Genomic DNA, 23,911 nt, shown 5'->3' on the forward strand with positions numbered 1-23,911 from the left:
ATGTGCTTCAGGCCGTCAGCGTGAAGGCGTCGCTTTCGCCCGGAACGAGCTCCATCGGCCAGATCCTGTTGCGGGCGCCCTGCGGATAATGATCGGCATAGGCCGGCATGGTGGCAAGCAGGGTTTCGCCAAGCTGGGCGCCGAGATCGCGCAGCGACATGCGGAAGGAGGTCAGCGACGGCTGGAGAAAAAGGGTGCGCGGCTCTTCGCGGAAGCCGACGACGGCGAGGTCGCGACCGGGCACGATGCCTGCCTCGGCCAGCCTGCGGTAAAGCCCGATCGCCATCAGCTCGTGGATCAGGATGATCGCCGTCGGCCGGTCTTCGATCATCAGCAGTTCGTGGCCGGCCTGATAGCCGCCCTGTTCGCTCGACTTGACGCGGATGACGAGGGTCGGATCAAAGGCGATGCCGTGGCGCTGCAGCGCCTGGCGATAACTGTCGAGGAAGATGTAGCCGAGATTGATGTCGGAGGAGGGGGCGGCCACCGCAATCCGTCGATGGCCCTTGGCAACGAGCCGGTCGACGCCGCGCGCCGCCACGCCTTCGAAATCGAGGTCCATCCAGGTATAGCTGCCGCCGGACGCGCTGCGGCCGAGCGCCACGAAGGGGATGCGGGCTTTTTCCAGAAGCTCGATGCGCCGGTCTGTGCGCCGTGTCGCCGAAATGATCAGCGCATCGACGAGGCGGCGCGCCACCATGCGCTTCAGATATTCGTGCGGATCCTCGTCGTCAGGGCAGGGCAGCATGACCAGATCGAGCTTGTGGCGAGAAAAGACGCTCTGCAGCCCGTCGGTGACGCCGAGGAAGAAGTCGTCGCTGTTTTCGACCGTCTCGCGGCTCACTTCCAGCATCAGCCCGATGACATTGGTCATGCCCTGGCGCAGGCTGCGGCCGGACTGGTTTGCGACGTAGCCAAGCTCCTCGGCGGCGGCGAGCACCCGCCGGCGCGTTTCCTCGTTGACGTCGGGCTTGCCGTTCAGCGCGCGGGACACGGTGCCGATCGAAATGTCGAGATGCTCGGCGAGCTGGCGGATTCCCTTCATGTCAGCCGATCTTCCTCCCCTAAGGCGCCGAGTCATGGCCCTTCTTGCCACAGGATGACCTCTGCGAAAAGCCATAGGGGAGAGTTATGGTCTGAAGCTTCGGCGAATGACGAGTTCCAGGATGACGCGTTCGTAACCTGCAGGCGCGTCCGGATTTTCGAGACGCGTGGCTCGACCCGGTCGATGACGGCAGCCGGACGAGCGGCTGCTCTCCTGCCAGCATGTCCTTGATATTGAAATCAAAAAGCCGAGGCTGCGGAACGCAACCTCGGCTGAGGGTCAAGCGACGCTGACGCGTTCAACGCCACTTCAAAGAATTTCAGGCCTACTCGCAGACCCGCACGGTTTCGGCGTGATAGCCGCCGTCATAGCGGTTGCGCACGTCGCGGTCCTCATACCAGCATCTCGGCTCTTCGACATAGCGGGGGCTCTCGACATAACGAGGACCTTCATCGACGTAGCGCGGGCTACCATTGGCGATTGCGCCGCCGATCAGGCCGCCGACGACGCCTGCAGCAACGCCGCCGGCGATGATGCGGCCGGTATTGTTATGGTGATGATGGTCTCGCGCGGCAGCGGGCTGAATAGCCGATCCAACAAGGGCCGTCGCGATCAACAGGCTGCTAATAATTCTCTTCATAACGCTCTCCTCAGTGGGCACAGGCCCCGGATAAAAGTAAAATGCGGCAGCAAGGCGTTTGTTCGTTCAAACTTTGCGACAACAGGTAACGCATGTCAGGTCGCCGATTCCCCCGCCGTCGTCTCCTCCAGCACGTCTTCGGGAATATCGTCGAAGGAAGCGTAGTTCAAGTTATAGAGTCTGGAATAGAGCTTGCCGTTCTTCATCAGCTGGCGGTGGTCGCCGCTTTCGATGATTTCGCCGTTCTGCAGCACGATGATGCGGTCGGCCTCGCGGATCGTCGCTAGGCGATGGGCGATGACGAGGCCGGTGCGGTTTTCGAGCAGTTTGACCAGCGCCTTCTGGATCAGCATCTCGGTATAGCTGTCGATATTGGCGGTCGCCTCGTCGAGCACCAGGATCTTCGCATCCGCCACCAGTGCACGGGCAAAGCTCAGGAGCTGGCGCTGGCCGAGCGATAGATTGCCGCCGCGCTCGCCGAGAATGCTGTCGTAGCCGTCGGGCAGGCGCATGATGAAATCATGCGCGCCGACCGCCTTGGCCGCCTCGATCACCTGCTCGCGCGTCGCCTCCAGCTTATGGTAGCGGATGTTTTCAAACACGGTGCCGGTAAAGAGGAAGGGCTCCTGCAAGACCATGGCGATCTGCGCGCCGAGCGAATCCTGGGTCAGTTCCCTGACGTCGTGGCCGCCGACCAGCACCTGCCCCTGCTGTACGTCATAAAAGCGATGGATGAGCGACATGCAGCTCGATTTTCCCGATCCCGTCGGCCCGACCAGCGCCACCGTCTCACCGGGATTGACCTTGAAGCTCACATGTTTCAACACCGGGTGCTTCGGATTGTAGCCGAAGACGACATCCTTGAACTCCACCGAACCGTCCATGTCGCGCGACAGGGTCTTGGCGTTGGGCGCGTCTTTGATGTCGACGGGCACGTCGAGCACTTCGGTCAGACGCTGGCCGGACGCCATGGCGCGCTGCATCACCGAATATTGCAGGGTCAGCGACCGGATCGGGTCGAAGAAGCGCTGGATATAGAAGAGAAAAGCGACGAGCACGCCGACGTCGAGCGCCTGGTTGAGAACTCGGGCGCCACCGACGACGATGACGAGCGCCATCGCCACACCGGTCAGGCTGTCGACGATCGGCACCATCACCTGGGCATAACGCGCAGCCGTCAGGTGCGTCCTGAGATTGGCATGCGCCTTGTCGTCGTAGAGCGTGAAGTTGACGCCCTGCCGGTCCATGCTCTGGACGGCGCGCACGCCATGGATCGCTTCGGCGAGGGCGCCGTTTGCCACCGAATTGGTCTCATGCGCGGCCATGAAGGACTTGCGGGCGAGCGGCAGCCAGAACAGCCGGACGATGAAAAGCACCGGCAGCACCGAGAGCGTCAGCAGCCCCAGCTTGAAATCGAGGTAGAGCATCACGAAAACGATGCCGAAGAGCAGCACGATGTCGCCGACCGAAAGCACCGAGGTCTCGAGGAATTCCTGCATCGAGTTGACGTCGCCCTGCAGGCGCGACATCAGGCGCCCCACTTCGGTCTTGTCCATGAAGGAGAGCGAAACGCGCTGGAGATGCGAGAACATCGCCTTGCGGATGTCGAAGAGCACCTCTTCCGCGACGTTGCCGACCAGCGTCTCCTGTGCGTAGCTTGCCGCATAATTGATAAGGATGGCGATGGCGAAGGCGGCGATCGCCGAGATCAGCGCCGAAGGACTGCCGCCCGGCGACATGCCGTGGTCAATGGCATAACGGATGATCAGCGGGATCAGCAATTGCATCGTCGTGAAGGTCAGGATGGCGACGACCGCCCAGAGGACCTGTGTGCGGTAGGGGTGAACGAACGCCCAAATGCGCTTGACGATGTTGCCGTCGAAGGCCTTGCCGAACATTTCCTCCTCGATGCGATGCGAACCGACCACTGCCCGCGGCGGGCGGCGTCCGTCCTCGCGGACGTCCGGACGCTCGGTTTCCAGTTCCTCGGCCATCGTCGTTCCTCCTGCGGCCATCACTTGAGGCTGGTCCGCACATCAATTGCTTGTCCGCGCTTCTCCCCAGCGGGGAGAAGGTGCCCGAAGGGCGGATGAGGGGGCCACACGGCAGGCCCTCATTTGCCCTTCGCTTCCGGGTAGCGCACTCGTCGCTATCGCTCCTCGCCCCCTCATCGCCTCGCTTTGTTCGGCACTTTTCTCCAGCGGGGAGAAGAGAAGATTACGCGCTCAACACCTCGTCGCCCGGCCGTACCTGCAGCTCGTAGAGCGCCTTGTAGCGGCCCGCGAGGGCAAGCAGCGCCTGATGCGTGCCGCGCTCGACGATCCTTCCGTCTTCGACGAACAGGATCTGGTCGGCATGCATCAGCGAGCTCAGGCGGTGGGCGACGATGATCGTCACCCGGTCGGCGGCATAGCGGCGCATGGCGCTGCGGATGCGCTGTTCGGTGGCGGCATCGATCGCCGCCGTCGAATCGTCGAACACCATCACCGCCGGCTTCAGCATCAGCGCGCGGGCGATCGAAAGACGCTGCCGCTGACCGCCGGAGAGCGAAACGCCGCGCTCGCCGACGACGGTGCCGTAGCCGGTGGGCAGGCCGAGCACGTAATTGTGCAGCTGGGCGCTTTCGCTGGCGCGTTCGATGCGGCTTTCTTTCGCCCAGGGGTCGCCATAGGCAATGTTGTTTTCGATCGTCGTCGTGAACAGGAAGGAATCCTGCTGCACGACGGCAACGGCGCGGCGCAGCGACTGCAGGGTGGCCTTGCGGATATCCTGGCCGTCGATGGTGATCTTGCCGCCGCTGACGTCGTAGAAGCGCGGGATCAGATGGGCGATCGTCGACTTGCCGCTGCCGGGCGGACCGACGATGCCGATCGTCTGGCCGCGTCGGGCTTCGAACGAGACATCGTGGAGCACCGTGCGCTTTTCCGAGCCTGGATAAGCGAAGCTGACATTTTCGAAGCGCAGCACGCCTTCCGTTACCGCCAATTCTTTGGCATCCGGCGCATCCTTGATCGCGATGTCGAGGTCGAGCAGGTTGAAGAGCCGCGAGCCGCAGGTGGAGGCGCGGGCAAAGGCATTGACCATCAGGCCGAGCTGGCGCACCGGCATCTGCAGGATGGTCATGAAGGTCAGGAAGGAGGCGAGCGTGCCGACGGTAATCTCGCCCGACATCACCTTGCCGCCGCCGATCCAAAGCACGAGGCCCATCGCCGCGAAGAAGGAAAAGGTCATGGCACTGGTATTGACGACGCGGATGCCAACCCGCTGATGGGCGAGCGCCAGCGCGTTTTTCGAGGCCGCCTCGAATTTCGTGAGTTCATGCTCCTGGGCGGCAAAGGCGCGCACGACGCGGATGCCGCCGAGATTCTCCTCCATGATGCGGGTCAGCACCGACAGCCGCTCCTGCAGGTCGAGCCAGGTGGCGCGCAGCCTGAGCTGCGTCACCGAGGAGCGCCAGCCGACGAACGGCACGAAGGAGAGCGCCAGCAGCCCGAGCACGACGTTGGTCGACAGCAGCATATAGGCGCCGATGCCGATCAGGATCGTGAGCAGGATCATGCGCACTAGCGCGGTGGAAAAATACATGCGCACGCCTTCGAGATCGAGCATGCCGACGGTGATCAGATCGCCGGAATGCACGGTATCGTGAAAGCTGAAGGACAGCCGCTGGATTTTTTCATAGCAGGCCAGGCGCAGCTCGTAGCCCATGTGGTGGCCGACGGATTCACTGAAATAGTTCTGCACCATGGTGAAGAGGCCGCGCAGCACGCTGGCGCCGAGCAGAAGCAGCGCCGTGGTCAGCAGCGCGTCCTGCGCCGCCTGGCCGGCCGCACCGCCGCCCATCGCCATTTGCGTGTGGTCGACGGCCTGGCCGAGAAGGCGGGGGATCATCAGCTGGAAGGTAGAGGCGATGAGCGTGGCGCCGATCGCAAAGCCTGCCTGCCAAGGGTGGCGGAAGGCCATCACGGTGATGCGCACCAGTGTAAAGAGGCCTCGGCCCCAGCCTGCCGCAGTTGCAAGCGCCATCGAAGCCGAAGGCTTCGTCGCGCGTGTTAACGCATCGCTGCTCACGGTATTTTTCCAATAGATGTGTGCTCGGACGCTGGCCCGAAAAGACGGCAAATCCATGAAAGGATTGATAGCCCCGTCAGTTTTGCCGATTCCATTTGGCGGTTCAAGTAAAGAATTCACCAACTGGTTATTTTTGCGTGAGGCCGCCTCGCCTCAGCCGCGGGAACAATCGGCGCGCGGGTGGGTTGCAGCAGGCAGACCCGTCGGGCAACCGTTACCGGAGAGATAAGATGCCGCTGAAAGCCCTTGCTCTCAACGCCACGCTGAAGACCAGCGACGCCAAGGACCCGTCGTCGACCGACCGGATGATCGCTCTCATCGACAAGGCGCTGTCCGAATATGACGTTGTGACCGAAGTGCTTCGCCTTGCCGATTTCAACGTCAAGCCGGGCGTCACATCGGACGAAGGCGCCGGCGACGACTGGCCCGATATCCGCGCCAAGCTGCTCGACTCCGATATCCTGCTGCTGGCGACGCCGATCTGGCTCGGCCAGCCGTCCAGCATCTGCAAGCGGGCGCTCGAGCGCATGGACGCCTTCCTCGATGAGACGGACGATCAGGGCCGCATGGTTTCCTACGGCAAGGTCGCGGCCGTTGCCGTCGTCGGCAACGAGGACGGCGCCCATCATGTGTCGGCCGAACTCTATCAGGCGCTGAACGATGTCGGCTTCACCATCCCGGCCAATGCGGTCGCCTATTGGGTCGGGGAAGCGATGGGTTCCACCAATTTCGTTGATCTCGACAAGGTGCCGAAGGTCGTGACGAAGGCCGTCGACATGCTGGCGCGCAATACGGCGCATCTGGCCGGGCTGCTGAAGGCAAAGCAATATCCCGGTGAAAGCGCTTAAGACTAGAGCCTTTCCTGGTTAGATTGAAGCATTCTGCCGGGGCAGGTTTTCGTCAGGGCAGAGGCGATTGGCGATGGGCATACCCCAAGGTACGTCCGAGCCGATCGCCTCTGATCCTGGCGGAAACATGCCCGGCCCTTCGGGTTGGCTGAAACGGGCCGGCTGATCGACCGGCCGGCTTGGCCGTAGAGCCAGGCTACGACGCGCGCCGGCCGGTCGGCCATCCGACTCCGTTTGAGCCAACAGAATGCTTCAATCTAACCAGGAAAGGCTCTAGGTCACTGAGCGCCGCCTCGTCGATGCGATAACGACCGGATTCTCGTTGCGACCGAATGCACAATTGATCGGAACGCGCGCGCTCCCTTCTTTGGGGAAGGGAGCGCGCGAGTTAGCATTTGTTTAAGTTGTCGCAAGTGTTCGTCACGCTGGCCGTTCAGAAGCACTTGTCCGCCACTTGATGAGGCGCTTCTCGGCGATGTCCAGAATGCTGTCGATAATCAAGACGAAGATCGCGAGGATCAGGATGCCGGCGAAGACGCCGACCGCATCGAAATTGCCTTCGGCCTGAGCGATCAGATAGCCGAGCCCGGCAGAGGAGCCGAGATACTCGCCAATGATCGCCCCCACAACGGCGAAGCCGACCGAAGTGCGCAACGAGGACAGAATCCAGCTTGCCGCTGCCGGGAAATAGACGTGGCGAAGCAGGTCCCGCCGATTGCCTCCCAGAATGCGGGCGTTCGACAATACCACCGGGTTGACTTCGCGCACGCCCTGCATCGCGTTGAAGAAGGTGACGAAGAACACCAGCGTCACGGCGAGCGCCACCTTGGACCACAGCCCAAGGCCGAGCCACAGCACGAAGATCGGCGCGAGCACGACGCGAGGAATTGCGTTCAGCCCCTTGATGAAGGGGTCCAGAATGCGCGCGGTCGAACGGCTGAGGCCGAGCCACACGCCCGCTGCCACGCCAAGTGCCGTTCCAACGAGGTAGCCTAGTACGGTTTCCGTCAGGGTGATGGCGACGTGGCTATAGAAGCTGACGTCCGCCACCCAGGATAAAACCTGGTTGAAAATGTCGACCGGAGCCGGAAAAAAGAAGACGTCAATGGCGCCGGCCTCGACACCGAGCTGCCAGCCGCCGACAATTACCACGAGCAGCACGATTTGAATGAGACGTTCAGTCATGACGTTCATAGCTTTTCTCCACTTCGCCGCGCAGCGATGACCAGATGTTGCGATAAAGATCCATGAAGCGCGGATCGAGCTTGATTTCAGCGACATCGCGCGGACGCTCGAGATCGACGGGGAAGCTGTCGATCACGCGCGAGCGCGGTCCAGCAGCAAGCACGACGACCCGATCACCAAGAGCAATCGCCTCCTCGAGGTCGTGCGTTATCATCACCACTGCGCGCCGCTCCTCCTGCCAAAGCCGCAACAGTTCGTTCTGCATCAGGTGGCGGGTATGGATGTCGAGCGCTGAGAAGGGCTCGTCCATCAGGATGACCTTTGGACCGGTGATCAGCGCCTGCGCCATCTGCACGCGCTTGCGCTGTCCGCCGGAAAGCTGGTGCGGATAACGATGCTCGAACCCTTTGAGCCCGACTTTCGCCAGCCATCTCATCGCCTGCTCGCGACGATCGGCGGCACCGACACCTTTGAACATGGGACCAAGTTCAACGTTCTCGATTGCGGTCTTCCATGGAAGCAATGCATCCTGTTGAAAAAGATAACCGATGTCGTTCTGGACCCCGCGCACCGGCTGACCATCGATGAAAACAGTCCCGCTGGCAGGCTTCAGAAGGCCGGCAATCGCGTTCAGAACGGTGCTCTTGCCGCAACCGGTAGGTCCAACGATGGCCAGGAACTCGCCATCGGAGACGCTCAGATTGACATCCTGCACAGCGACATAAGCCCCGAAGGACATGGTGATGGAATCGATGGAAACCATCGGCTTTGCATGATCCGGACTGTTGGTCGGGGGTGCAGTTTTCACTACGGCCAATTCCATGACCTCCTCCTATCAGTTGGCAGGGGCGTTCGGGACCTTGCCGACGAACTCGTTCGTGTAGGTTTTTGCGAGGTCGATTTCGGCCGCGGCGACTTTGTCGTTGAAGCTCTTCAGGACGGCGAGCGGAATCTTGATATCGTCTTCGTTGATGCGCCCGTCCTTCGAGAAGATCGCCTTCGCGTTCTCGACCGCCTTGACGTAGGTGTCGCGATCGCCGGAAATAAATTCCTTCGGCAGCTTTTCGACGATCTCCTCCGCGGAGTGGCTGTTCATCCACTCGAGCGCCTTGACGGTCGCATTGGTGACCTTCTGGATCGTTTCCGGATTTTTGTCGATATAGCTCTGCGTGGCATAGAGGACGGAAGTCGGGTAAATCCCGCCATAGATTGCCTTGGCACCATCGTCGCTGCGTCCGTCGATCAGGATCTTGCCGACGCCCTTGGCCTCGATGAAGGTCGCTGCCGGGTCGTAGTTGACGAGGAGGTCGACCTTGCGCTGCTCAAGAGCCGCGACCGCGGCAGACCCGGAGCCGACGCCGATCAGCGAGATGTCGTCTGCGGACAGGCCGTGGCGCTGAAGATAATAGCGGACGAAGAAATCGGAGGACGAGCCCGGCGAGGTAATCCCGATTTTTGCGCCCTTGATGGTTTCAGGTTTAGCCGGGTCGAAAGTGCTGTTCTTGCCGCCAGCCAGCACCAGCCCGGAATTGCGGGCGAGCTGCACGAACGCCACGACAGCCTTCTTCTGCGACTGCATCTGGATCGTGTGGTCATAGAAGCCGACGGCGATATCCGTCGAGCCGGCAACGAGCGCCTGAAGTGTCTTCGAGCCGCCCGAAGCAAAGTTTTCGACTGTTACCTCCAGGCCTTCCTTTTCATAAAGGCCGAGTCCCTGGGCGACCGGAAAAGGAAGGTTGTTGAGGTTGTAGGAACCAACGCTGATGCGGACCGGATCCGCGAGTGCAGAACCGGCAAACACGACGGTTGCCGCGAGGGCGAGCATGAGCTTGCGCATGGTATTTCCTCCTGTTGGGTGGCGCCCTCCCGGCGGCCACGGTTATTATGCCGCGCAACCCAGTTGAGCGACAGGTTTTGCGAAGACCTGGCCTTCGAACAGCCGCCGGGCGGTGCGAAGGATTCCGGCGACGACCTTGCCGTCTCTCTCATACAGCTTAACGTCCAGGTGGCCGCTTGGGTGCTCTATGGAGAGTACCACCGGGGGCGTACGCCCGCCGATCAGAAGCGATGCAACCGTATCATGGCTGATACAGGCCGTGGCGATGCCGACGGCGCCCGTGGTTGCAAGCGACGGGTGACATTGATGGGGCATGAAATACCGTACGCTGATGTCGCCTCCAGACCTTGGCCGGGAAAGGAGCACCGGCTTCGGCGTTACCTGATTGCGCACGTCTCCAAGGCCCATGCGTTCGCCGGCAGCGATGCGCAGCTCTTCCAGCCGCCCAAGCAATGCTCGATCAGCATTGAGTTCAGCCGCTGATTCGAAGCCACTTGCACCGATCGCTGCTACCTCGATCAACATCATCGGCATTGCACAGTCGATGCAGGTGACAGCTACACCATCAATCAGGTCGACAGGCTTACCAGTGGGAAACAGCTGCCCGGTTCGAGCCCCGGCTGCGTCCATGAAGGTCAGTCCGATCGGCGCTGCACGTCCGGGCACACCATCGATTTCAGCATTACCGAGATAAGAAACGCTGCCGTTTGGAGTGGGAACTTCGGCCTCGATCAGCTTCCTGGTATTGACGTTATGGATCCGGACGAGTGTCGTTTCTCCACGAACCTGGACAAGCCCAGCTTCGATGGCGAAGGGGCCAACTGCAGCCAGCATGTTGCCGCAGTTCGGGGAAGTGTCGACAATCTGTTGATCGACCCGCACCTGGGCAAAGAGATAATCCACGTCGGCGCCCGGAATGCTGGCAGGTCCGACGATAGCTACCTTGCTTGTGACCGGGTTGCCGCCACCGATGCCGTCTATCTGCAACGGATGACCAGAGCCCATGACGGAGAGGAGAATCTCGTCGCGCTGACCGGCAGCTGCGGGAAGATCGCCTGCCAGGAAGAACGGCCCCTTTGAGGTGCCGCCTCTCATCAGTACGCAAGGGATCGCCAACAGGTCGTTCATGCTTGTGCTTCCATCGGAATTATGTCATCGCCGTATCAATCGGCCCGCTTTGATCCAATTATCGGAATATGCGTTTATTTGTGAAATGCTAAGAATCGGAGGATTGATGCAAGATGAGCATTAATTGTGAGATCCTTGACCTTCGAGCCTTCATGAGCGTCGTGGAGTTGGAGAGCTTTAATCGCGCCGCTGATGCCTTGCATATGTCGCAGCCCGCGTTGAGCCGCCGCATTCAAAAACTCGAGCAGGTCATCGGCGCGCCGCTTCTGGAACGGACAACCAGGCACGTGTCCGCGACAGCTCTCGGTACAGAACTCATGCCGCTCGTCCGACGCCTGCTGGAGGAGTTCGATGGTTCTCTCTTTGCGGTCCGCGACGTTGGAGCCAATCGCGGCGGATTGGTGACGATTGCATGTCTTCCAACCGCGGCGTTCTACTTCCTGCCTACGGTCATCCGCCAGTTCAATGAAGAATATCCAAACATCCGCTTTCGTATCCTCGATCTGCCTGCCACTGATGGTCTTCGAGCCGTGGCAAGTGGCGAGGTGGAGTTCGGCATAAACATCATTGGCACCTCCGACCCTGACCTCACCTTCGAGCGGCTTGCGGAAGACCCATTCGTGCTTGCAGCGCGAAAGGATCATCCTCTTGCGGCAAAACAATGGGTCGAGTGGGCGGAACTAGAGCCCTATCACTTGATTACGGTTCATCGGTCGAGCGGCAACAGAACGCTGCTCGACGCGGCACTGGCAAAATCAAACATCAAACTTCGCTGGTTTTACGAGGTAACCCATCTGTCTACCTCCCTCGGTTTGGTTGAGGCGGGGCTTGGGATTTCGGTGCTGCCGCGAATGGCAACCCCGCGGGAAGACCATCCATTTCTGATCACCCGCCCCATCCGCAATCCCGACATATCGCGCACAATCGGTGTGGTTCGACGTCGCGGCGGCACGTTGTCACCGGCGGCAGAACGGTTTCTAGAGATGTTGATAGGTGTATGGGGAGCGTGATTGAAAGACGCGGCAACGATGGTTCGAGCAACGCAATCGAACGTAGGTCACGTTGACGATATCCTGAGAGGAAGCGCGGAAGCAGATGGCCAATGGCGGTGGCTTTCCCCACAACCGGCGGATCTGGCCACTCTGTTGAAGGTGAGGCCGCATCAGGCCAAGGCGGTGCTGACGAGGCGTGGCCACCATGGCGCGAGGGGGTATTTGGTCGGAAAATATGCCGCTGTTCCAACAAGTTAAACTTCGCTCCAATAAATCCCTTGCCACTCGCGGTTTTTGGCGCTTTCATACACGACTAGTTTAATAGACTATGGACGGGCTGCTTTGCCGCCGAGTTCGTTTGCGGGCCGCTTTTGCGGGCCCGCTCTGCGGTCGATGTTTGTGAATGGCCGCATGACCCTCATCAACGCGTGACCCGGTGTTTATGCGTTGAAACCTCGATCGACCCCAAGGGCGCTGATGAAGCCGCAAAGGAGTTGCGATGACGGTTCAGGGACTTTTCTCCGGAAGGGCCAATGCTGCGGCGATGATATCGGCCGTTCCGCGCATTGCGATCGTCGGGCGCGGCTTTTCCGGCATGATGACGGCCATTGCGCTGATGAAGACGGTGCGCGCCCCCTTCCACCTGCAGCTGTTCGATCCGAACTCGTCGGTCAGCGGCGGCCAGGCGCTGGCCTCTGCCCGCGCCTCGACGATCCTCAATACTCGCGTGCGCGATCTCTCGGTCGCCGTCGGCGACAGCGACGATTTCAACGACTGGCTCTGTACCAACGCCGCCTTCCGCGCCGCCGTGCCGGCCGCCATTCCCGGTTTTCGGCAGATCTTCGTGCCGAAGGACATCTTCAGCGATTACGTCTACCAGCGGTTTTCCGAAGCGCTGGCGGCGCGCCGGGACATTACGGTGCAGGTCTGCAACGATCCTGTCGTGGCGATCCGGCGGAGCCACGGCACCCGCTTCCTGCTCGAAAGCGCCAATCCGGCCAATCCGCTATTCGATACGGTGATCCTCGCCACCGGCTATGGTCTCAGCGATCCGCATGCCGAGGAGCCGGATGCTTCGCCGGTCCGCGCCCAGCGCCTCGTGGCACGGCCGCATGCGGTGCTGCTCGGCAGCGGCATCCGCGTCGTCGACCAGTTGCTGCAGTTGCGCGATTCCGGTTATGCCGGCCAGGTGACGATCATTTCCCGGCGCGGCTTCCTGCCCCAGAGCCATACGCCGAATTCCGCCGATCCGGTGTTCCCGGCCGAAGCGCTGCCCGAGAGCCTGCCCGACATCGTGCGCTTCATCCGCCAGGCCTGTCGCGAGGCGGAAGAAGAGGGGCGAAGCTGGCAATCGGTGATGAACGGGCTGAGGAAACATGCCCGCTCGCTTTGGAGATCGCTGCCGGCCGGCGACAAGCGTCAGTTCAACCGCCATTTGCGGGCGATCTACGACAGTCACCGCAATCGCCTGCCGGAAGCCATACACCTGCGCCTGCAGCGCGAGCTCGCCGAAGGCCGCACGGTGCTGCGCCGCGGCCGGGCCGGCCGCCGCGGCCTGAGCGGCCTGTTCTTCACGCCGGCCGGCTCCTCTGTCGAAGAGATCATCCATGCCGAGCGCATTATCGATTGCCGCTGCCAGGCGCCGGATCTTTCCACGCCGCTGATGGAGAGCCTGTTTTCCTCAGGCCTCGCCATGCCGGACGAACTGTCGCTCGGGCTGGCGGTCACTGCGCGCGGCGAGCCCTTCCTGGAGGACGGTTCGACGGTTGTCGGGCTCTTTGCCGTCGGCCCGCTCGGCCTCGGCAGCCTGCCCGATATCGATCTCGTGCCCGAGATCGTCTCCCAGGCCTATGCGGCGGCCGAACGGATCGGCGAGCGCTTCTATCCCCAGGTCAAGGCCGTCTGAAAAAGTGTGATCTTTTCGGAACCATCTCCGCCCCGCAGCGTTAACAGCGCTGGTGACCAAGAGGGGCAGATGGAAGTGCTGGATCGACATGTTACGTCTCTTAGCGAAGAGGGACGCTTTCGTCTTCTGGTCGATGCCATCACCGACTACGCCATCTACATGCTGAGCCCCGAAGGCATCGTCACCAGCTGGAATACCGGCGCTCAGCGCTTCAAAGGCTACAAGCCTTCGGAAATTCTCGGCGAGCATTTTTCCCGTTTTTATGTCGAAGAAGATTGCGCGGCCGGGATTCCTGAGCGCGCGCTTGCCACGGCACTCGAGCAGGGACGGTTCGAGGGGGAGGGCTGGCGCCAGCGCAAGGACGGCAGCCGCTTCTGGGCGCATGTCGTCATCGATCCGATCCGCCGCCCCTCCGGCGAGCTCATCGGCTTTGCCAAGATCACCCGCGATCTGACCGAACGCAGGGCAGCCGAAAACGCGATCCGTCAGAGTGAGGAACAGTTCCGCCGGCTTGTCCAGGGCGTCTCGGACTACGCGATCTACATGCTCGATCCCAATGGCAATGTCAGCAGCTGGAATTTCGGCGCCGAGCGGATCAAAGGCTATCGGCCGGATGAAATCATCGGCCGACATTTCTCGACCTTCTATACGCCGGAGGACCGCGCCGCCGGTCTGCCGGAGACCGCGCTCCGCATCGCCCGCGCCGAAGGACGGTTCGAGCGGGAAGGCTGGCGTGTCCGCAAGGACGGCACCCGCTTCTGGGCCAGCATCGTCGTCGACGTCATCCGCGGCGATGACGGAGACGTGCTCGGTTTTGCCAAGATCACCCGCGATATCACCGAGAAGATGGAGACGCAGCGGGCGCTGGAGCAGGCGCGCGAAGAGCTTTTCCAGTCGCAGAAGATGGAGGCGATCGGTCAGCTGACCGGCGGTATCGCCCATGATTTCAACAATCTGCTGATGGCCGTGCTCGGCAGCCTGGAAATCCTGAAGAAACGCATGCCGCAGGATCTCTCCCTGACATCGCTGGTCGACAATGCAATGCAGGGCGCCCAGCGCGGTGCTGCCTTGACCCAGCGCATGCTGGCCTTCTCCCGCCGGCAGGAATTGCACATGGAGCCGCTCGACGTCTCCGGTCTGGTGCGTGGGATGATGGATATTCTAAGCCGTTCGCTCGGGCCTCTCACCACCATCGAGACCTCATTTCCCGTCAGGCTGCCGACCATCCTCACCGATCCGGCCCAGCTGGAAATGGCGATCCTCAACCTCGTCGTCAACGCGCGCGACGCAATGCCGTCGGGCGGCCGCATCGTGCTGCGCGCCTCTGAGGAATCGATAGCCGCGGGCAAGGGGCCGCTGTCGGCCGGCCGCTATGTCAGGATCGCCATAATCGATGAAGGCGAGGGCATGGATACAAAAACGCTGGAGCAGGCGGTCACGCCGTTCTTCACCACCAAGGGCGTCGGCAAGGGCACCGGTCTCGGCCTTTCGATGGTACAAGGTCTTGCCAGCCAATCCGGCGGCCGGCTCATCCTGAAAAGCCGCCCCGGCGAAGGAACGACCGCGGAATTATGGTTCCCGATCGCAGCCGTCGAGCAGCGGGTCGTGGCAACGGCCGACGTGCCGCAACCGGATAGCGATGCACAGCGCCGGCTGCGGATCGTCGCCGTAGATGACGACGGCCTGGTCCTGATGAATACGACGCTGATGCTGGAGGATCTCGGCCACACCGTCTTCGAGGCGATGGCTGGTCCCGAGGCGCTTGACATCCTGCGTAAGGAGCCGGTCGATCTGGTCATCTGCGATCACGCCATGCCGCGCATGACCGGGGCGCAGCTCGCCGAGGCGATCCGCAGCGAGTGGCCCGAGATGCCGATAATCCTCGCCACCGGTTACGCCGAACTGCCCGACGGCGTCGGCGCCAATCTGCCCCGCCTGGGCAAGCCGTTCTCGCAGGCGCAGCTCGCGGAAGCGATCAGCCGGGTTGCTTGTTAGCCGTGACTGACTGGTGCTACCGCATGTCGCCCGGAAGTGTGGGTCACCGGGATAACGGACATGCGTAAAAACAAAGAACCAAAGCGCGAGGAGCGAATCTGAAAGATCGCGACGCGCTCTAGGCGCGAAGCTTCTCGTCGCCATTATCCCGGATGCCCGTGCGGCCGGCTCCCTCGCCTAGTTCCGATGTCCTCGGGATTTGCTGTTCATCGGTCGCGGCCGCAGTTGCGCCGCCGAGCAGGCGCTTTTCGGTCTCTTGCAGATCGAGGATTGCCTGTTCGATCGTCTCAGCCGAAGTTTCGCGCGAGGCTGCGCGCCACCGATGATGCCGCCACCATGCGACGAGCAGGCGTCGGCTAGGAACTTCAATCGTCTCGTGAATGAACCATGCTCCTGCCGCCGCAACGAAAAGCGCCACCAGGATGAGCACCAGTTCCGGCATCAGAGCCTCGAAAGCCCGGCGTACAAGGAACATGATCGGGACGTGGAAAAGATAGAGCGAAAAACTGATCGTCCCCAAGAACCGCACGGGTGCCGCTGCCAGGACATGGGCTGCGATGGGAGGCTGTCGCGCGACGAGCGCCACAATCACGGCTGCGGCGGCCGCGCTTTGCAGGCTCCAGAATTCAGGGGAGAAACCAGGCAAGACATGCCTGTAGGTGAAGAACATCGCCAGAAGGAACAGCGTGAAAGCGCCCGTGGATGCGGATGGCCTCCACCTGTTCCAATAGGAATGCATCGCCCCGGCAAGAGCACCGAACAGGAAGTAGGGGAGCTTGGAAAGAAGCAGTATGCCTGGTCCTGGCAGCTCAAGCAGACCATCCACCACGACCAGCACCGCCAAACCTGCGATCACGCCGCTGTAGCGTTGCGGGCGCGTCAAGCAGAGCCAAAGGATCGGGAAGAACAGATAGAATTGAATTTCCGGTGGAATTGACCAGAAAACCCCGCTCGAGCCCAGAAGAAAGACGTGGCGGAAAAACTCCGTGCCGCCGATGATCGGCTGAACGAAGTTCAGACTTTGTATTCCGGACAGCATCGCCACGAGCAGGACAGCAGTCAGATAGACCGGATAGATGCGGGCAAAGCGGCTCACAAGAAAATCCAGGACGGTTTCCTTGGTGACCGGCCGCGAGCCGTAGAGATGGGCCATCAGAAATCCGCTGAGGGCAAAGAACAGGCCGACGGCTTCGCTGCCCATGGTCACGTCATGCAAGACCGTGTCCGGAAAGACGAGCCCGATATGCGCCTGCACCACCAGAAGCGCGGCGAGACCGCGCAGACCATCGAGACTGGGGATGTAATCCGGCCGGTTCATGTGCAGCTTTTAGATGTTCTGTTCAAGCAAGCAGTATCGGACATCGCTTTACAAGAGATTAAGCCGCCGAGCGCAAACTACCGGCGTGCAACTGTTGCTTGCCGGAGAGCCGCACCGGTGCAAAGCGACAGCGAGTGCCAACCTACGCTCGGCCTCTTCCGATCTCGCCGCGAACAACAAACACCAGCAATGCCAGCACCATCACCGCCAGCCCGTACCAGGTGATCGCATAGACGAGATGGTTGTTGGGAAAATGGATGACGGTCAGGCCGCCGACGGGCAGACCACCCGGGTTGGCGGTGGCATCCGCGTCGATGAAAAAGGGTGCGACCGCGCCGAGGCCGCGCTTCTGGGCAATCGCGGCGACATCGCGCGAATACCAGCGGTCGGCGGCGACGTCGTTGGATTGCAGCAGCGATCCCTTGGGCTCCGTCATCCGCATGAGCCCGGTGATCTCGATCGGGCCTGATATCTGACCGTCGCGGCGCGAGGCCGGGTCGCGCCTGTCCGTGGGTACGAAGCCGCGATTGACGAGAATCGCGGCGCCGTCGGCGAGCATCAGTGGCGTCATCACCCAATAGCCCGGACCGAGCACGGTCGAGGCATAGACCAGCGTCTCCTTGTCGTTTGCCAGCACTCCCTCGACTGTCACCCGGCGATATTCGTCGTTGCCGGCATCGACCTTGTCCCAGTCGGCGCGCGCCGGGGCCGGTAGGGGGGCTGAGTGCACGCGCTGGTCGACGCGGGCGATGAGGTCGCTTTTCCAGCCCAGGCGCTGAACCTGCCAGGTGCCGAGACCAAAGAGGATGGCGGCAAGCAGCGTCAGACATACGGCGAAGAGCGCAGGTTTTGCCCGAAAATGCGCTCTTTCCGATGTTTCCTTGGAGGTTTCGCTCATGGGCTTAGGGCGGCGCGGCGGCCGCCCCTTTCGTTACGGCATGTTCTTCATCATCTCCGGGCTCATCGGCATCATGTTGGTGTTGAGATGATGCATGACCCAGAGCGAACCGGAGAGCGCGATGGCGACGATGATGAGGGTGAAGATCAGCGCCATCATCGTCCAGCCGCCCTCGCTTCTCGGGTTCATGTGCAGGAAGAAGACCATATGGACGACGATTTGGACAGCCCCGATAGCCATCACCAGCACCGCCGTCACCGCCGGGCTTTCGAAGACATCAGCCATGACCAGCCAGAAGGGAATGGCGGTCAGAACGACGGAGAGCGCGAAGCCCGCCATGTAACTGCGGAAGGTGCCGTGGCCGGCCTGGTGGCCGTGGCTGTGGCCGTGATGCGCCTCGTGGGCGTCCTCATGAGCAGGGGCTTGCGAACTCATCCGACAACTCCGAGCAGATAGACGAAGGAAAAGACGCCGATCCAGACGACGTCGAGGAAGTGCCAGAACATCGAAAGGCACATCAGGCGGCGGCGATTGGCCTCGATCAGCCCGTGCATCGACACCTGCACCATCAGCGTGATCAGCCAGATGATGCCGAAGGTGACGTGCAGTCCGTGCGTGCCGACGAGCGTGAAGAAGGAGGACAGGAAAGCGCTGCGCGTCGGCCCGGCGCCCTCGTGGATCAGGTGGATGAACTCATAGAGTTCCAACCCGATGAAAGCCGCGCCGAAGAGGCCGGTGACGGCAAGCCAGAACAGCGTTTCCGCCTTGGCGTTCCGCTCCATCTGCAGCATGGCGAAGCCGTAGGTGATCGAGGAAAAGAGCAGCATCGATGTGTTGAGGGCGACGATCGGTAGATCGAAGAGATCGGCGGGCGACGGGCCCGCGGCATAGTTGCGGCCGAGCACGCCGTGCGTAGCAAACAGCACCGCAAAGATCAGGCAGTCGCTCATCAGGTAGAGCCAGAAGCCGAGATTGGTGCTCCCCTCCGGATGATGGTCTTCGGTCAGATAGAATTCAGGCTTTTCGGCCGTGTCGATGGTTTGATCGCTCATGGTCATTACACCTGCTCGGCAAGCAGCGCCGTGCGCTTGCCTTCCGTTTCGGTCACCTTGCCGGCGGGAATGTAGAAGTCGCGTTTGTAGTTGAAGGTATGGCCGATCGCCACGGCAAGCAGCGCGACGGCGGAAACGATCACCAGCCACCACATGTACCAGATCAGGCCGAAGGCGAGCGCGACGCTGATTGCCGACAGGACGGCGCCGGTGCCGGTATTCTTCGGCATGTGGATCGGCTTGAAGCCGCCGAGCGGGCGCTCGTAGCCGCGCTTTTTCATGTCGTACCAGCTGTCATGGTCGTGAACCACGGGCGTGAAGGCGAAGTTGTAGTCCGGCGGCGGCGAGGAGGTCGACCATTCCAGCGTCCGGGCATCCCAGGGATCGCCGCTGTCGTCTCGCAATTCCTCGCGTTTCATGAAGCTGACGACGATCTGGATCAGGAAGGCGGCGATGCCGAGCGCGATCAGGCCGACACCGAAGGCCGCGATGATGAACCAGATCCGCAGCGACGGATCCTCGAACTGGCTCATGCGGCGGGTGACGCCCATCAGGCCAAGCACGTAGAGCGGCATGAAGGCGAACCAGAAGCCAATCTGCCAGAACCAGAAGCTCATCTTGCCCCAGAAGGGATCGAGCTTGAAGCCGAAGGCCTTCGGGAACCAGTAGTTCACGCCGGCGAACATGCCGAAGAGAACGCCGCCGATGATAACGTTGTGGAAATGGGCGATGAGGAACAGCGAATTGTGCAGCACGAAGTCGGCCGGCGGCACGGCCAGCATGACGCCGGTCATGCCGCCGATAACGAAGGTCACCATGAAACCGACCGTCCACAGCATCGGCACCTCGTAGCGGATGCGGCCGCGATACATGGTGAAGAGCCAGTTGAAGATCTTCGCTCCCGTGGGGATCGAGATGATCATCGTGGTGATGCCGAAGAAGGAGTTGACGGAAGCACCCGAGCCCATGGTGAAGAAGTGGTGCAGCCAGACGATGTAGGACAGGATCATGATCACGCAGGTTGCGTAGACCATTGAGGCGTAGCCGAACAGGCGCTTGCCCGAGAAGGTGGCGACCACTTCCGAGAAGATGCCGAAGGCCGGCAGCACCAGGATGTAGACCTCCGGATGACCCCAGATCCAGATGAGGTTGATGTACATCATCGGATTGCCGCCGAGGTCGTTGGTGAAGAAGTTCGTCCCGGCATAGCGATCGAGCGACAACAGGGCGAGCGTTGCCGTCAGGATCGGGAAGGAGGCGACGATCAGCACGTTGGTGCAGAGCGCCGTCCAGGTAAAGACCGGCATCTTCATGAAGGTCATGCCCGGCGCGCGCATCTTGACGATGGTGGCGATCAAGTTGATGCCCGAGAGCGTCGTGCCGACACCGGCCACCTGCAGGCCCCAGATATAATAGTCGACGCCGACGCCGGGACTGTAGGCGGCGCCCGACAGCGGCGGATAGGCGAGCCAACCGGTCTGGGCGAATTCGCCGATGAACAGCGACAGCATGATGATGATCGCGCCGGCGGTCGTCATCCAGAAGGAGAAGTTGTTGAGGAAGGGGAATGACACGTCGCGCGCGCCGATCTGCAGCGGCACCACGAAGTTCATCAGGCCGGTGACGAAGGGCATCGCCACGAAGAAGATCATGATGACGCCGTGGGCAGTGAAGATCTGATCGTAATGGTGCGGCGGCAGGTAGCCTTCCGACCCGTTGAAGGCGACCGCCTGCTGGACGCGCATCAGGATCGCATCGGAGAAGCCGCGCAGCAGCATGATGACGGCCAGGATCACATACATGATGCCGATCTTCTTGTGATCGACGCTGCAGATCCAGTCGTTCCAGAGCAGGCCCCAGAACTTGAAATAGGTGATGGCGCCAAGCACGGCGAGACCGCCGATGACGACGCCGATGAAGGTCACGACCAGAATCGGCTCGTGGTAGGGGATGGCATCGAGGGTCAACCGGCCGAAGATCAACTTCAGGAGGTCAGGATTGGAAAACATGGAACAACCCGTTCATTATGTCTTGCGACGCAAAGCGCCAGGTTAATTGTTGTTGTTGAGCTGCGCAGGCGCCGGATCGGTGCCGTTGCTCATGCCGGGCATGGAATGGCCGTCGTGCTGCATGTCCATGCCGGGCATGTCATGCTGCATGTCGTTGCCATCAGAATTGCGCGGCGGTTCGGCCTTTGCCGGAACGCCCGTTGCAGGTACGGTTGCGCCCGGCTGGACGACGCCTTCGCCGGCATGGCGGTTGTCGTATTGCAGCTTTTCGCGGTTCTCGGTGCTTTCCTTGCCGCCGCCGCCCATCATGTCGATGTGCATCATCTCGTTCATGCACATCTTGCCCGGCGTGGCGCACATGTTGAGGATGGCGGTGTAGAGATCGGCATCGGCGCCGGCATAATAGCGCACCGGCTCCTTCTCGCTCGGCTTCTCGAGCTTCAGGTAGGCGTCGCGGTTGAGCATCGTGCCCTGCTGCTTGACCTTGGCCACCCAGGCGTCAAACCCCTCGCGGTTGAGGCCATGGAACTTGAAGCGCATATGCGAGAAGCCGGCGCCGCTGTAATTGGCCGAGAAGCCCTCATATTCGCCTTCTTTGTTGATGACGGCGTGCAGCTTCGTTTCCATGCCGGGCATGGCGTAGATCTGGCCGGCGAGCGCCGGGATGTAGAAGGAGTTCATCACCGAGGAGGCGGTGATCTTGAAATTGATCGGCATGTCGACGGGCGCGGCGAGCTCGTTGACGGTGGCAATGCCGACTTCGGGATAGAAGAACAGCCATTTCCAGTCGAGCGCCACGACCTCGACGGTCAGCGGCTTGGTATCAGCCGGGATGGCGCGCTCGGCATCGAGCCGGTCGAGGGGGCGGTAGGGATCGAGCTTATGCGTGGAAATCCAGGTGACGGCGCCGAGCGCAATGATGATCGCCAGGGGTGCCGCCCAGATGACGATTTCGAGGCGGGTCGAATGATGCCATTCCGGCGCGTAAGTCGCGGCCGTGTTGGAGCGGCGGTAGCGCCAGGCGAAGAGCAGCGTCAGGAAGATCACAGGAACGATGATCAGAAGCATCAGCACCGTCGAGATGACGATCAGATCGCGCTGTTGCGCGGCGATGTCGCCGGAGGGCGCCATGACCACCATGTTGCATCCTGCCAGGAAAAGCAGCGGCAAGACGGATAGAAGGCGGGAAAACTTCATGAGTTTTGGCACGTCTCTAAGCTCTTGTTGTTTCGTTTTGTCCACGACTAAAGCACTGAACCGAATAGCGACATGAGGCGGAAGGTCGCAGTGCAGCAAACATGCCGCACTGCGGCAAAAATCATTGCGCGCTAGTGCTTTGAAATCCTGATGAAATCTAGAAGGATTTTAGCCCTGCGCATGTTTCAATCCAATATATCCCCAACTGCCGGTCAGGCCAGCATTTGCAGGGGAAATCACACTCCGGATCACGCAATTTTTTCGGTCCGCGCTTCATTTGAGCCGTGATGATGAACTATTTCGGTCTTACGGACTTGATAAGCCTGCCGGTTTGATCAAGATCAGGCTTGAGGCGCCTTGCCGGAAGCGCCTTAACGAGGAGGCGTTTTATGGCAACAACATCGCATTACGGACCGTCGTCGTCGTCGCTTGAACGCGACGCACGGCGCATTCACGACGACAAGCCGGTGTCACCGGGCAGCATCGCCATCGGCGTGGTGATCGGCCGCATGTCGGAATTCTTCGATTTCTTCGTCTACGGCCTCGCCTCGGTCCTGGTCTTTCCGCAGCTCGTCTTTCCTTTCGCGCCCGACAGGCTGACCGGCACGCTCTATTCCTTCGCCATCTTCTCGCTCGCTTTCCTCGCCCGTCCCGTCGGCTCCGTCGTCTTCATGACCATCGACCGGATGTATGGGCGCGGCACGAAGCTGACGATCGCGCTCTTCCTGCTCGGCGGCTCGACGGCCTCGATCGCCTTCCTTCCCGGTTACGCTGAGATCGGCGGCTGGTCGATCGCGCTGCTGGCGCTCTTCCGTCTCGGCCAGGGCTTCGCGCTCGGCGGCGCATGGGACGGCCTGGCATCACTGCTCGCACTCAACGCGCCGGCCAATCACCGCGGTTGGTACGCGATGATCCCGCAGCTCGGCGCGCCGATCGGTTTTGCGCTGGCAAGCACGCTGTTCGGTTATTTCGTCGCCAATCTTTCCAGTGAGGATTTCCTCTCCTGGGGCTGGCGCTATCCCTTCTTCGTCGCCTTCGCGATCAATGTCGTGGCGCTGTTTGCGCGGCTGCGCCTGGTCATGACCAAGGAATTCGGCACGCTGCTCGAACAACATGAGCTGGAGGCTGCGCCGATCCTCGAGGTGCTGCGCGTTCATGGCCGCGACATCCTGATCGGCGCCTTCGTGCCGCTCGCGAGCTTCGCCATGTTCCACCTGGTGACCATCTTCCCACTCGGCTGGATGAGCCTCTACGGCAACCAACCGATCGGCACCTTCATGGTGGTGCAGGTGGTCGGCGCCATGGTCGGCGTCGTCGCCATCATCGCCTCGGGCCTGATCGCCGACCGCATCGGGCGGCGCGCCCAGCTTGCCATCTGCGCCGTCATCATCGCCGTCTTCAGCTTTATCGGGCCGACCCTGATCGCATCCGGCAATAACGGCCACGATGCCTTCGTCATTATCGGCTTCGGCGTGCTCGGCCTGTCCTTCGGTCAGGCGACCGGTTCGATCTCGTCGCGTTTCGGCCGCGGCTACCGTTATACCGGCGCTGCCTTCACCTCGGACCTCGCCTGGCTGGTCGGCGCCGGCTTCGCACCGCTGGTGGCGCTCAGCCTCTCCAGCCGCTTCGGCCTGACCTTCGTCGGTTACTACCTTCTTTCCGGCGCCATCTGCACGCTCGCCGCACTGGCCTTCAGCAAGGCGCTGGAACAGCGCGAATAGATGGGCTGCACCTCGTGCGCCCGCCGAGACTTCTCCCCGCTCCGACGGGGAGAAGGATATGACTGGCGA

At 61.5% G+C, this 23,911-nt stretch carries 19 protein-coding genes; 5 read left to right on the forward strand and 14 right to left on the reverse strand.

What is annotated here, in order from left to right; translation table 11 throughout:
- Positions 1–7: 7 nt before the first annotated feature.
- The 4 genes from GGI60_RS23690 to GGI60_RS23705 form a co-directional block, all read right to left on the reverse strand.
- Positions 8–1,045, reverse strand: coding sequence for a LacI family DNA-binding transcriptional regulator (locus GGI60_RS23690; RefSeq protein WP_183919025.1), 1,038 nt, complete (start codon positions 1,043–1,045; stop codon positions 8–10).
- A 325-nt stretch (positions 1,046–1,370) separates the two neighbouring features.
- Positions 1,371–1,685: a hypothetical protein gene (locus tag GGI60_RS23695; protein WP_183919024.1), complete on the reverse strand. Its 315-nt coding sequence runs from the start codon at positions 1,683–1,685 to the stop codon at positions 1,371–1,373.
- A 95-nt stretch (positions 1,686–1,780) separates the two neighbouring features.
- Positions 1,781–3,679, reverse strand: a complete 1,899-nt coding sequence (locus GGI60_RS23700) for an ABC transporter ATP-binding protein (protein WP_183919023.1) — start codon at positions 3,677–3,679, stop codon at positions 1,781–1,783.
- A gap of 223 nt (positions 3,680–3,902) precedes the next feature.
- Positions 3,903–5,711: an ABC transporter ATP-binding protein gene (locus tag GGI60_RS23705; RefSeq protein WP_183919074.1), complete on the reverse strand. Its 1,809-nt coding sequence runs from the start codon at positions 5,709–5,711 to the stop codon at positions 3,903–3,905.
- Between the two features lie 275 nt (positions 5,712–5,986).
- On the opposite strand from GGI60_RS23705, the gene GGI60_RS23710 reads away from it, so the two are divergent.
- Complete coding sequence (locus GGI60_RS23710) at positions 5,987–6,604, forward strand: flavodoxin family protein (RefSeq protein WP_183919022.1); 618 nt, start codon at positions 5,987–5,989, stop codon at positions 6,602–6,604.
- 420 nt (positions 6,605–7,024) lie between these two features.
- Here the strand turns inward: GGI60_RS23710 and GGI60_RS23715 are convergent, their stop codons facing one another.
- The 4 genes from GGI60_RS23715 to GGI60_RS23730 are packed head-to-tail and all read right to left on the reverse strand — an operon-like array spanning position 7,025 to position 10,754.
- Positions 7,025–7,798, reverse strand: coding sequence for an ABC transporter permease (locus GGI60_RS23715; RefSeq protein WP_183919021.1), 774 nt, complete (start codon positions 7,796–7,798; stop codon positions 7,025–7,027).
- Positions 7,782–8,612 carry an ABC transporter ATP-binding protein gene (locus GGI60_RS23720; RefSeq protein WP_183919020.1) on the reverse strand — a complete coding sequence of 277 codons (831 nt, stop codon included), beginning with the start codon at positions 8,610–8,612 and terminating at the stop codon, positions 7,782–7,784. The genes GGI60_RS23715 and GGI60_RS23720 overlap by 17 nt, the downstream gene beginning before the upstream one ends.
- Before the next feature lie 12 nt (positions 8,613–8,624).
- Entirely contained in the window at positions 8,625–9,626 is a 1,002-nt protein-coding gene (locus GGI60_RS23725; protein ID WP_183919019.1) for an ABC transporter substrate-binding protein, read from the reverse strand.
- Between the two features lie 45 nt (positions 9,627–9,671).
- Positions 9,672–10,754: a 4-oxalomesaconate tautomerase gene (locus GGI60_RS23730; protein ID WP_183919018.1), complete on the reverse strand. Its 1,083-nt coding sequence runs from the start codon at positions 10,752–10,754 to the stop codon at positions 9,672–9,674.
- A 113-nt stretch (positions 10,755–10,867) separates the two neighbouring features.
- Here GGI60_RS23730 and GGI60_RS23735 point away from each other — a divergent pair, with 113 nt between their 5' ends.
- From GGI60_RS23735 to GGI60_RS23745, 3 genes are all read left to right on the forward strand, one after another.
- A complete protein-coding gene (locus tag GGI60_RS23735; RefSeq protein ID WP_183919017.1) occupies positions 10,868–11,764 on the forward strand; it encodes a LysR family transcriptional regulator in 897 nt (298 codons plus the stop codon).
- Between the two features lie 481 nt (positions 11,765–12,245).
- Positions 12,246–13,652, forward strand: coding sequence for an FAD/NAD(P)-binding protein (locus tag GGI60_RS23740; protein WP_183919016.1), 1,407 nt, complete (start codon positions 12,246–12,248; stop codon positions 13,650–13,652).
- 69 nt (positions 13,653–13,721) lie between these two features.
- Positions 13,722–15,647 carry a PAS domain-containing sensor histidine kinase gene (locus tag GGI60_RS23745; protein WP_183919015.1) on the forward strand — a complete coding sequence of 642 codons (1,926 nt, stop codon included), beginning with the start codon at positions 13,722–13,724 and terminating at the stop codon, positions 15,645–15,647.
- 118 nt (positions 15,648–15,765) lie between these two features.
- Here GGI60_RS23745 and GGI60_RS23750 read toward each other — a convergent pair whose 3' ends face one another.
- The 6 genes from GGI60_RS23750 to cyoA all read right to left on the reverse strand — a co-directional run bounded on the left by GGI60_RS23750 (position 15,766) and on the right by cyoA (position 22,133).
- The gene (locus GGI60_RS23750) at positions 15,766–16,965 is read right to left on the reverse strand and encodes an acyltransferase family protein (RefSeq protein WP_183919014.1); all 1,200 of its coding nucleotides are present in this window, start codon (positions 16,963–16,965) and stop codon (positions 15,766–15,768) included.
- Positions 16,966–17,107: 142 nt separating this feature from the next.
- Complete coding sequence (locus tag GGI60_RS23755; RefSeq protein WP_183919013.1) at positions 17,108–17,863, reverse strand: SURF1 family protein; 756 nt, start codon at positions 17,861–17,863, stop codon at positions 17,108–17,110.
- 33 nt (positions 17,864–17,896) lie between these two features.
- Positions 17,897–18,298, reverse strand: coding sequence for a cytochrome o ubiquinol oxidase subunit IV (gene cyoD, locus GGI60_RS23760; protein WP_183919012.1), 402 nt, complete (start codon positions 18,296–18,298; stop codon positions 17,897–17,899).
- Positions 18,295–18,915, reverse strand: a complete 621-nt coding sequence (gene cyoC, locus GGI60_RS23765; protein WP_183919011.1) for a cytochrome o ubiquinol oxidase subunit III — start codon at positions 18,913–18,915, stop codon at positions 18,295–18,297. The genes cyoD and cyoC overlap by 4 nt, the downstream gene beginning before the upstream one ends.
- A 5-nt stretch (positions 18,916–18,920) precedes the next feature.
- Positions 18,921–20,924, reverse strand: coding sequence for a cytochrome o ubiquinol oxidase subunit I (gene cyoB / locus GGI60_RS23770; protein WP_183919010.1), 2,004 nt, complete (start codon positions 20,922–20,924; stop codon positions 18,921–18,923).
- A gap of 42 nt (positions 20,925–20,966) precedes the next feature.
- Complete coding sequence (gene cyoA, locus GGI60_RS23775; protein WP_183919009.1) at positions 20,967–22,133, reverse strand: ubiquinol oxidase subunit II; 1,167 nt, start codon at positions 22,131–22,133, stop codon at positions 20,967–20,969.
- A gap of 377 nt (positions 22,134–22,510) precedes the next feature.
- Here cyoA and GGI60_RS23780 point away from each other — a divergent pair, with 377 nt between their 5' ends.
- Positions 22,511–23,842, forward strand: coding sequence for an MFS transporter (locus GGI60_RS23780; protein WP_183919008.1), 1,332 nt, complete (start codon positions 22,511–22,513; stop codon positions 23,840–23,842).
- Positions 23,843–23,911: the final 69 nt, after the last annotated feature.

The sequence above is a fragment of the Rhizobium lentis genome, assembly GCF_014200175.1.
Taxonomy (GTDB): Bacteria; Pseudomonadota; Alphaproteobacteria; order Rhizobiales; family Rhizobiaceae; genus Rhizobium; species Rhizobium mulingense.

Excerpts from the sequence above, each read along its gene's own strand:
- GGI60_RS23690 (WP_183919025.1), bottom strand. The coding sequence starts at position 1,045 with ATGAAGGGAATCCGCCAGCTCGCCGAGCATCTCGACATTTCGATCGGC.
- GGI60_RS23695 (WP_183919024.1), bottom strand. The coding sequence starts at position 1,685 with ATGAAGAGAATTATTAGCAGCCTGTTGATCGCGACGGCCCTTGTTGGA.
- GGI60_RS23700 (WP_183919023.1), bottom strand. The coding sequence starts at position 3,679 with ATGGCCGAGGAACTGGAAACCGAGCGTCCGGACGTCCGCGAGGACGGA.
- GGI60_RS23705 (WP_183919074.1), bottom strand. The coding sequence starts at position 5,711 with ATGGCGCTTGCAACTGCGGCAGGCTGGGGCCGAGGCCTCTTTACACTG.
- GGI60_RS23710 (WP_183919022.1), top strand. The coding sequence starts at position 5,987 with ATGCCGCTGAAAGCCCTTGCTCTCAACGCCACGCTGAAGACCAGCGAC.
- GGI60_RS23715 (WP_183919021.1), bottom strand. The coding sequence starts at position 7,798 with ATGAACGTCATGACTGAACGTCTCATTCAAATCGTGCTGCTCGTGGTA.
- GGI60_RS23720 (WP_183919020.1), bottom strand. The coding sequence starts at position 8,612 with ATGGAATTGGCCGTAGTGAAAACTGCACCCCCGACCAACAGTCCGGAT.
- GGI60_RS23725 (WP_183919019.1), bottom strand. The coding sequence starts at position 9,626 with ATGCGCAAGCTCATGCTCGCCCTCGCGGCAACCGTCGTGTTTGCCGGT.
- GGI60_RS23730 (WP_183919018.1), bottom strand. The coding sequence starts at position 10,754 with ATGAACGACCTGTTGGCGATCCCTTGCGTACTGATGAGAGGCGGCACC.
- GGI60_RS23735 (WP_183919017.1), top strand. The coding sequence starts at position 10,868 with ATGAGCATTAATTGTGAGATCCTTGACCTTCGAGCCTTCATGAGCGTC.
- GGI60_RS23740 (WP_183919016.1), top strand. The coding sequence starts at position 12,246 with ATGACGGTTCAGGGACTTTTCTCCGGAAGGGCCAATGCTGCGGCGATG.
- GGI60_RS23745 (WP_183919015.1), top strand. The coding sequence starts at position 13,722 with ATGGAAGTGCTGGATCGACATGTTACGTCTCTTAGCGAAGAGGGACGC.
- GGI60_RS23750 (WP_183919014.1), bottom strand. The coding sequence starts at position 16,965 with ATGAACCGGCCGGATTACATCCCCAGTCTCGATGGTCTGCGCGGTCTC.
- GGI60_RS23755 (WP_183919013.1), bottom strand. The coding sequence starts at position 17,863 with ATGAGCGAAACCTCCAAGGAAACATCGGAAAGAGCGCATTTTCGGGCA.
- cyoD (WP_183919012.1), bottom strand. The coding sequence starts at position 18,298 with ATGAGTTCGCAAGCCCCTGCTCATGAGGACGCCCACGAGGCGCATCAC.
- cyoC (WP_183919011.1), bottom strand. The coding sequence starts at position 18,915 with ATGAGCGATCAAACCATCGACACGGCCGAAAAGCCTGAATTCTATCTG.
- cyoB (WP_183919010.1), bottom strand. The coding sequence starts at position 20,924 with ATGTTTTCCAATCCTGACCTCCTGAAGTTGATCTTCGGCCGGTTGACC.
- GGI60_RS23780 (WP_183919008.1), top strand. The coding sequence starts at position 22,511 with ATGGCAACAACATCGCATTACGGACCGTCGTCGTCGTCGCTTGAACGC.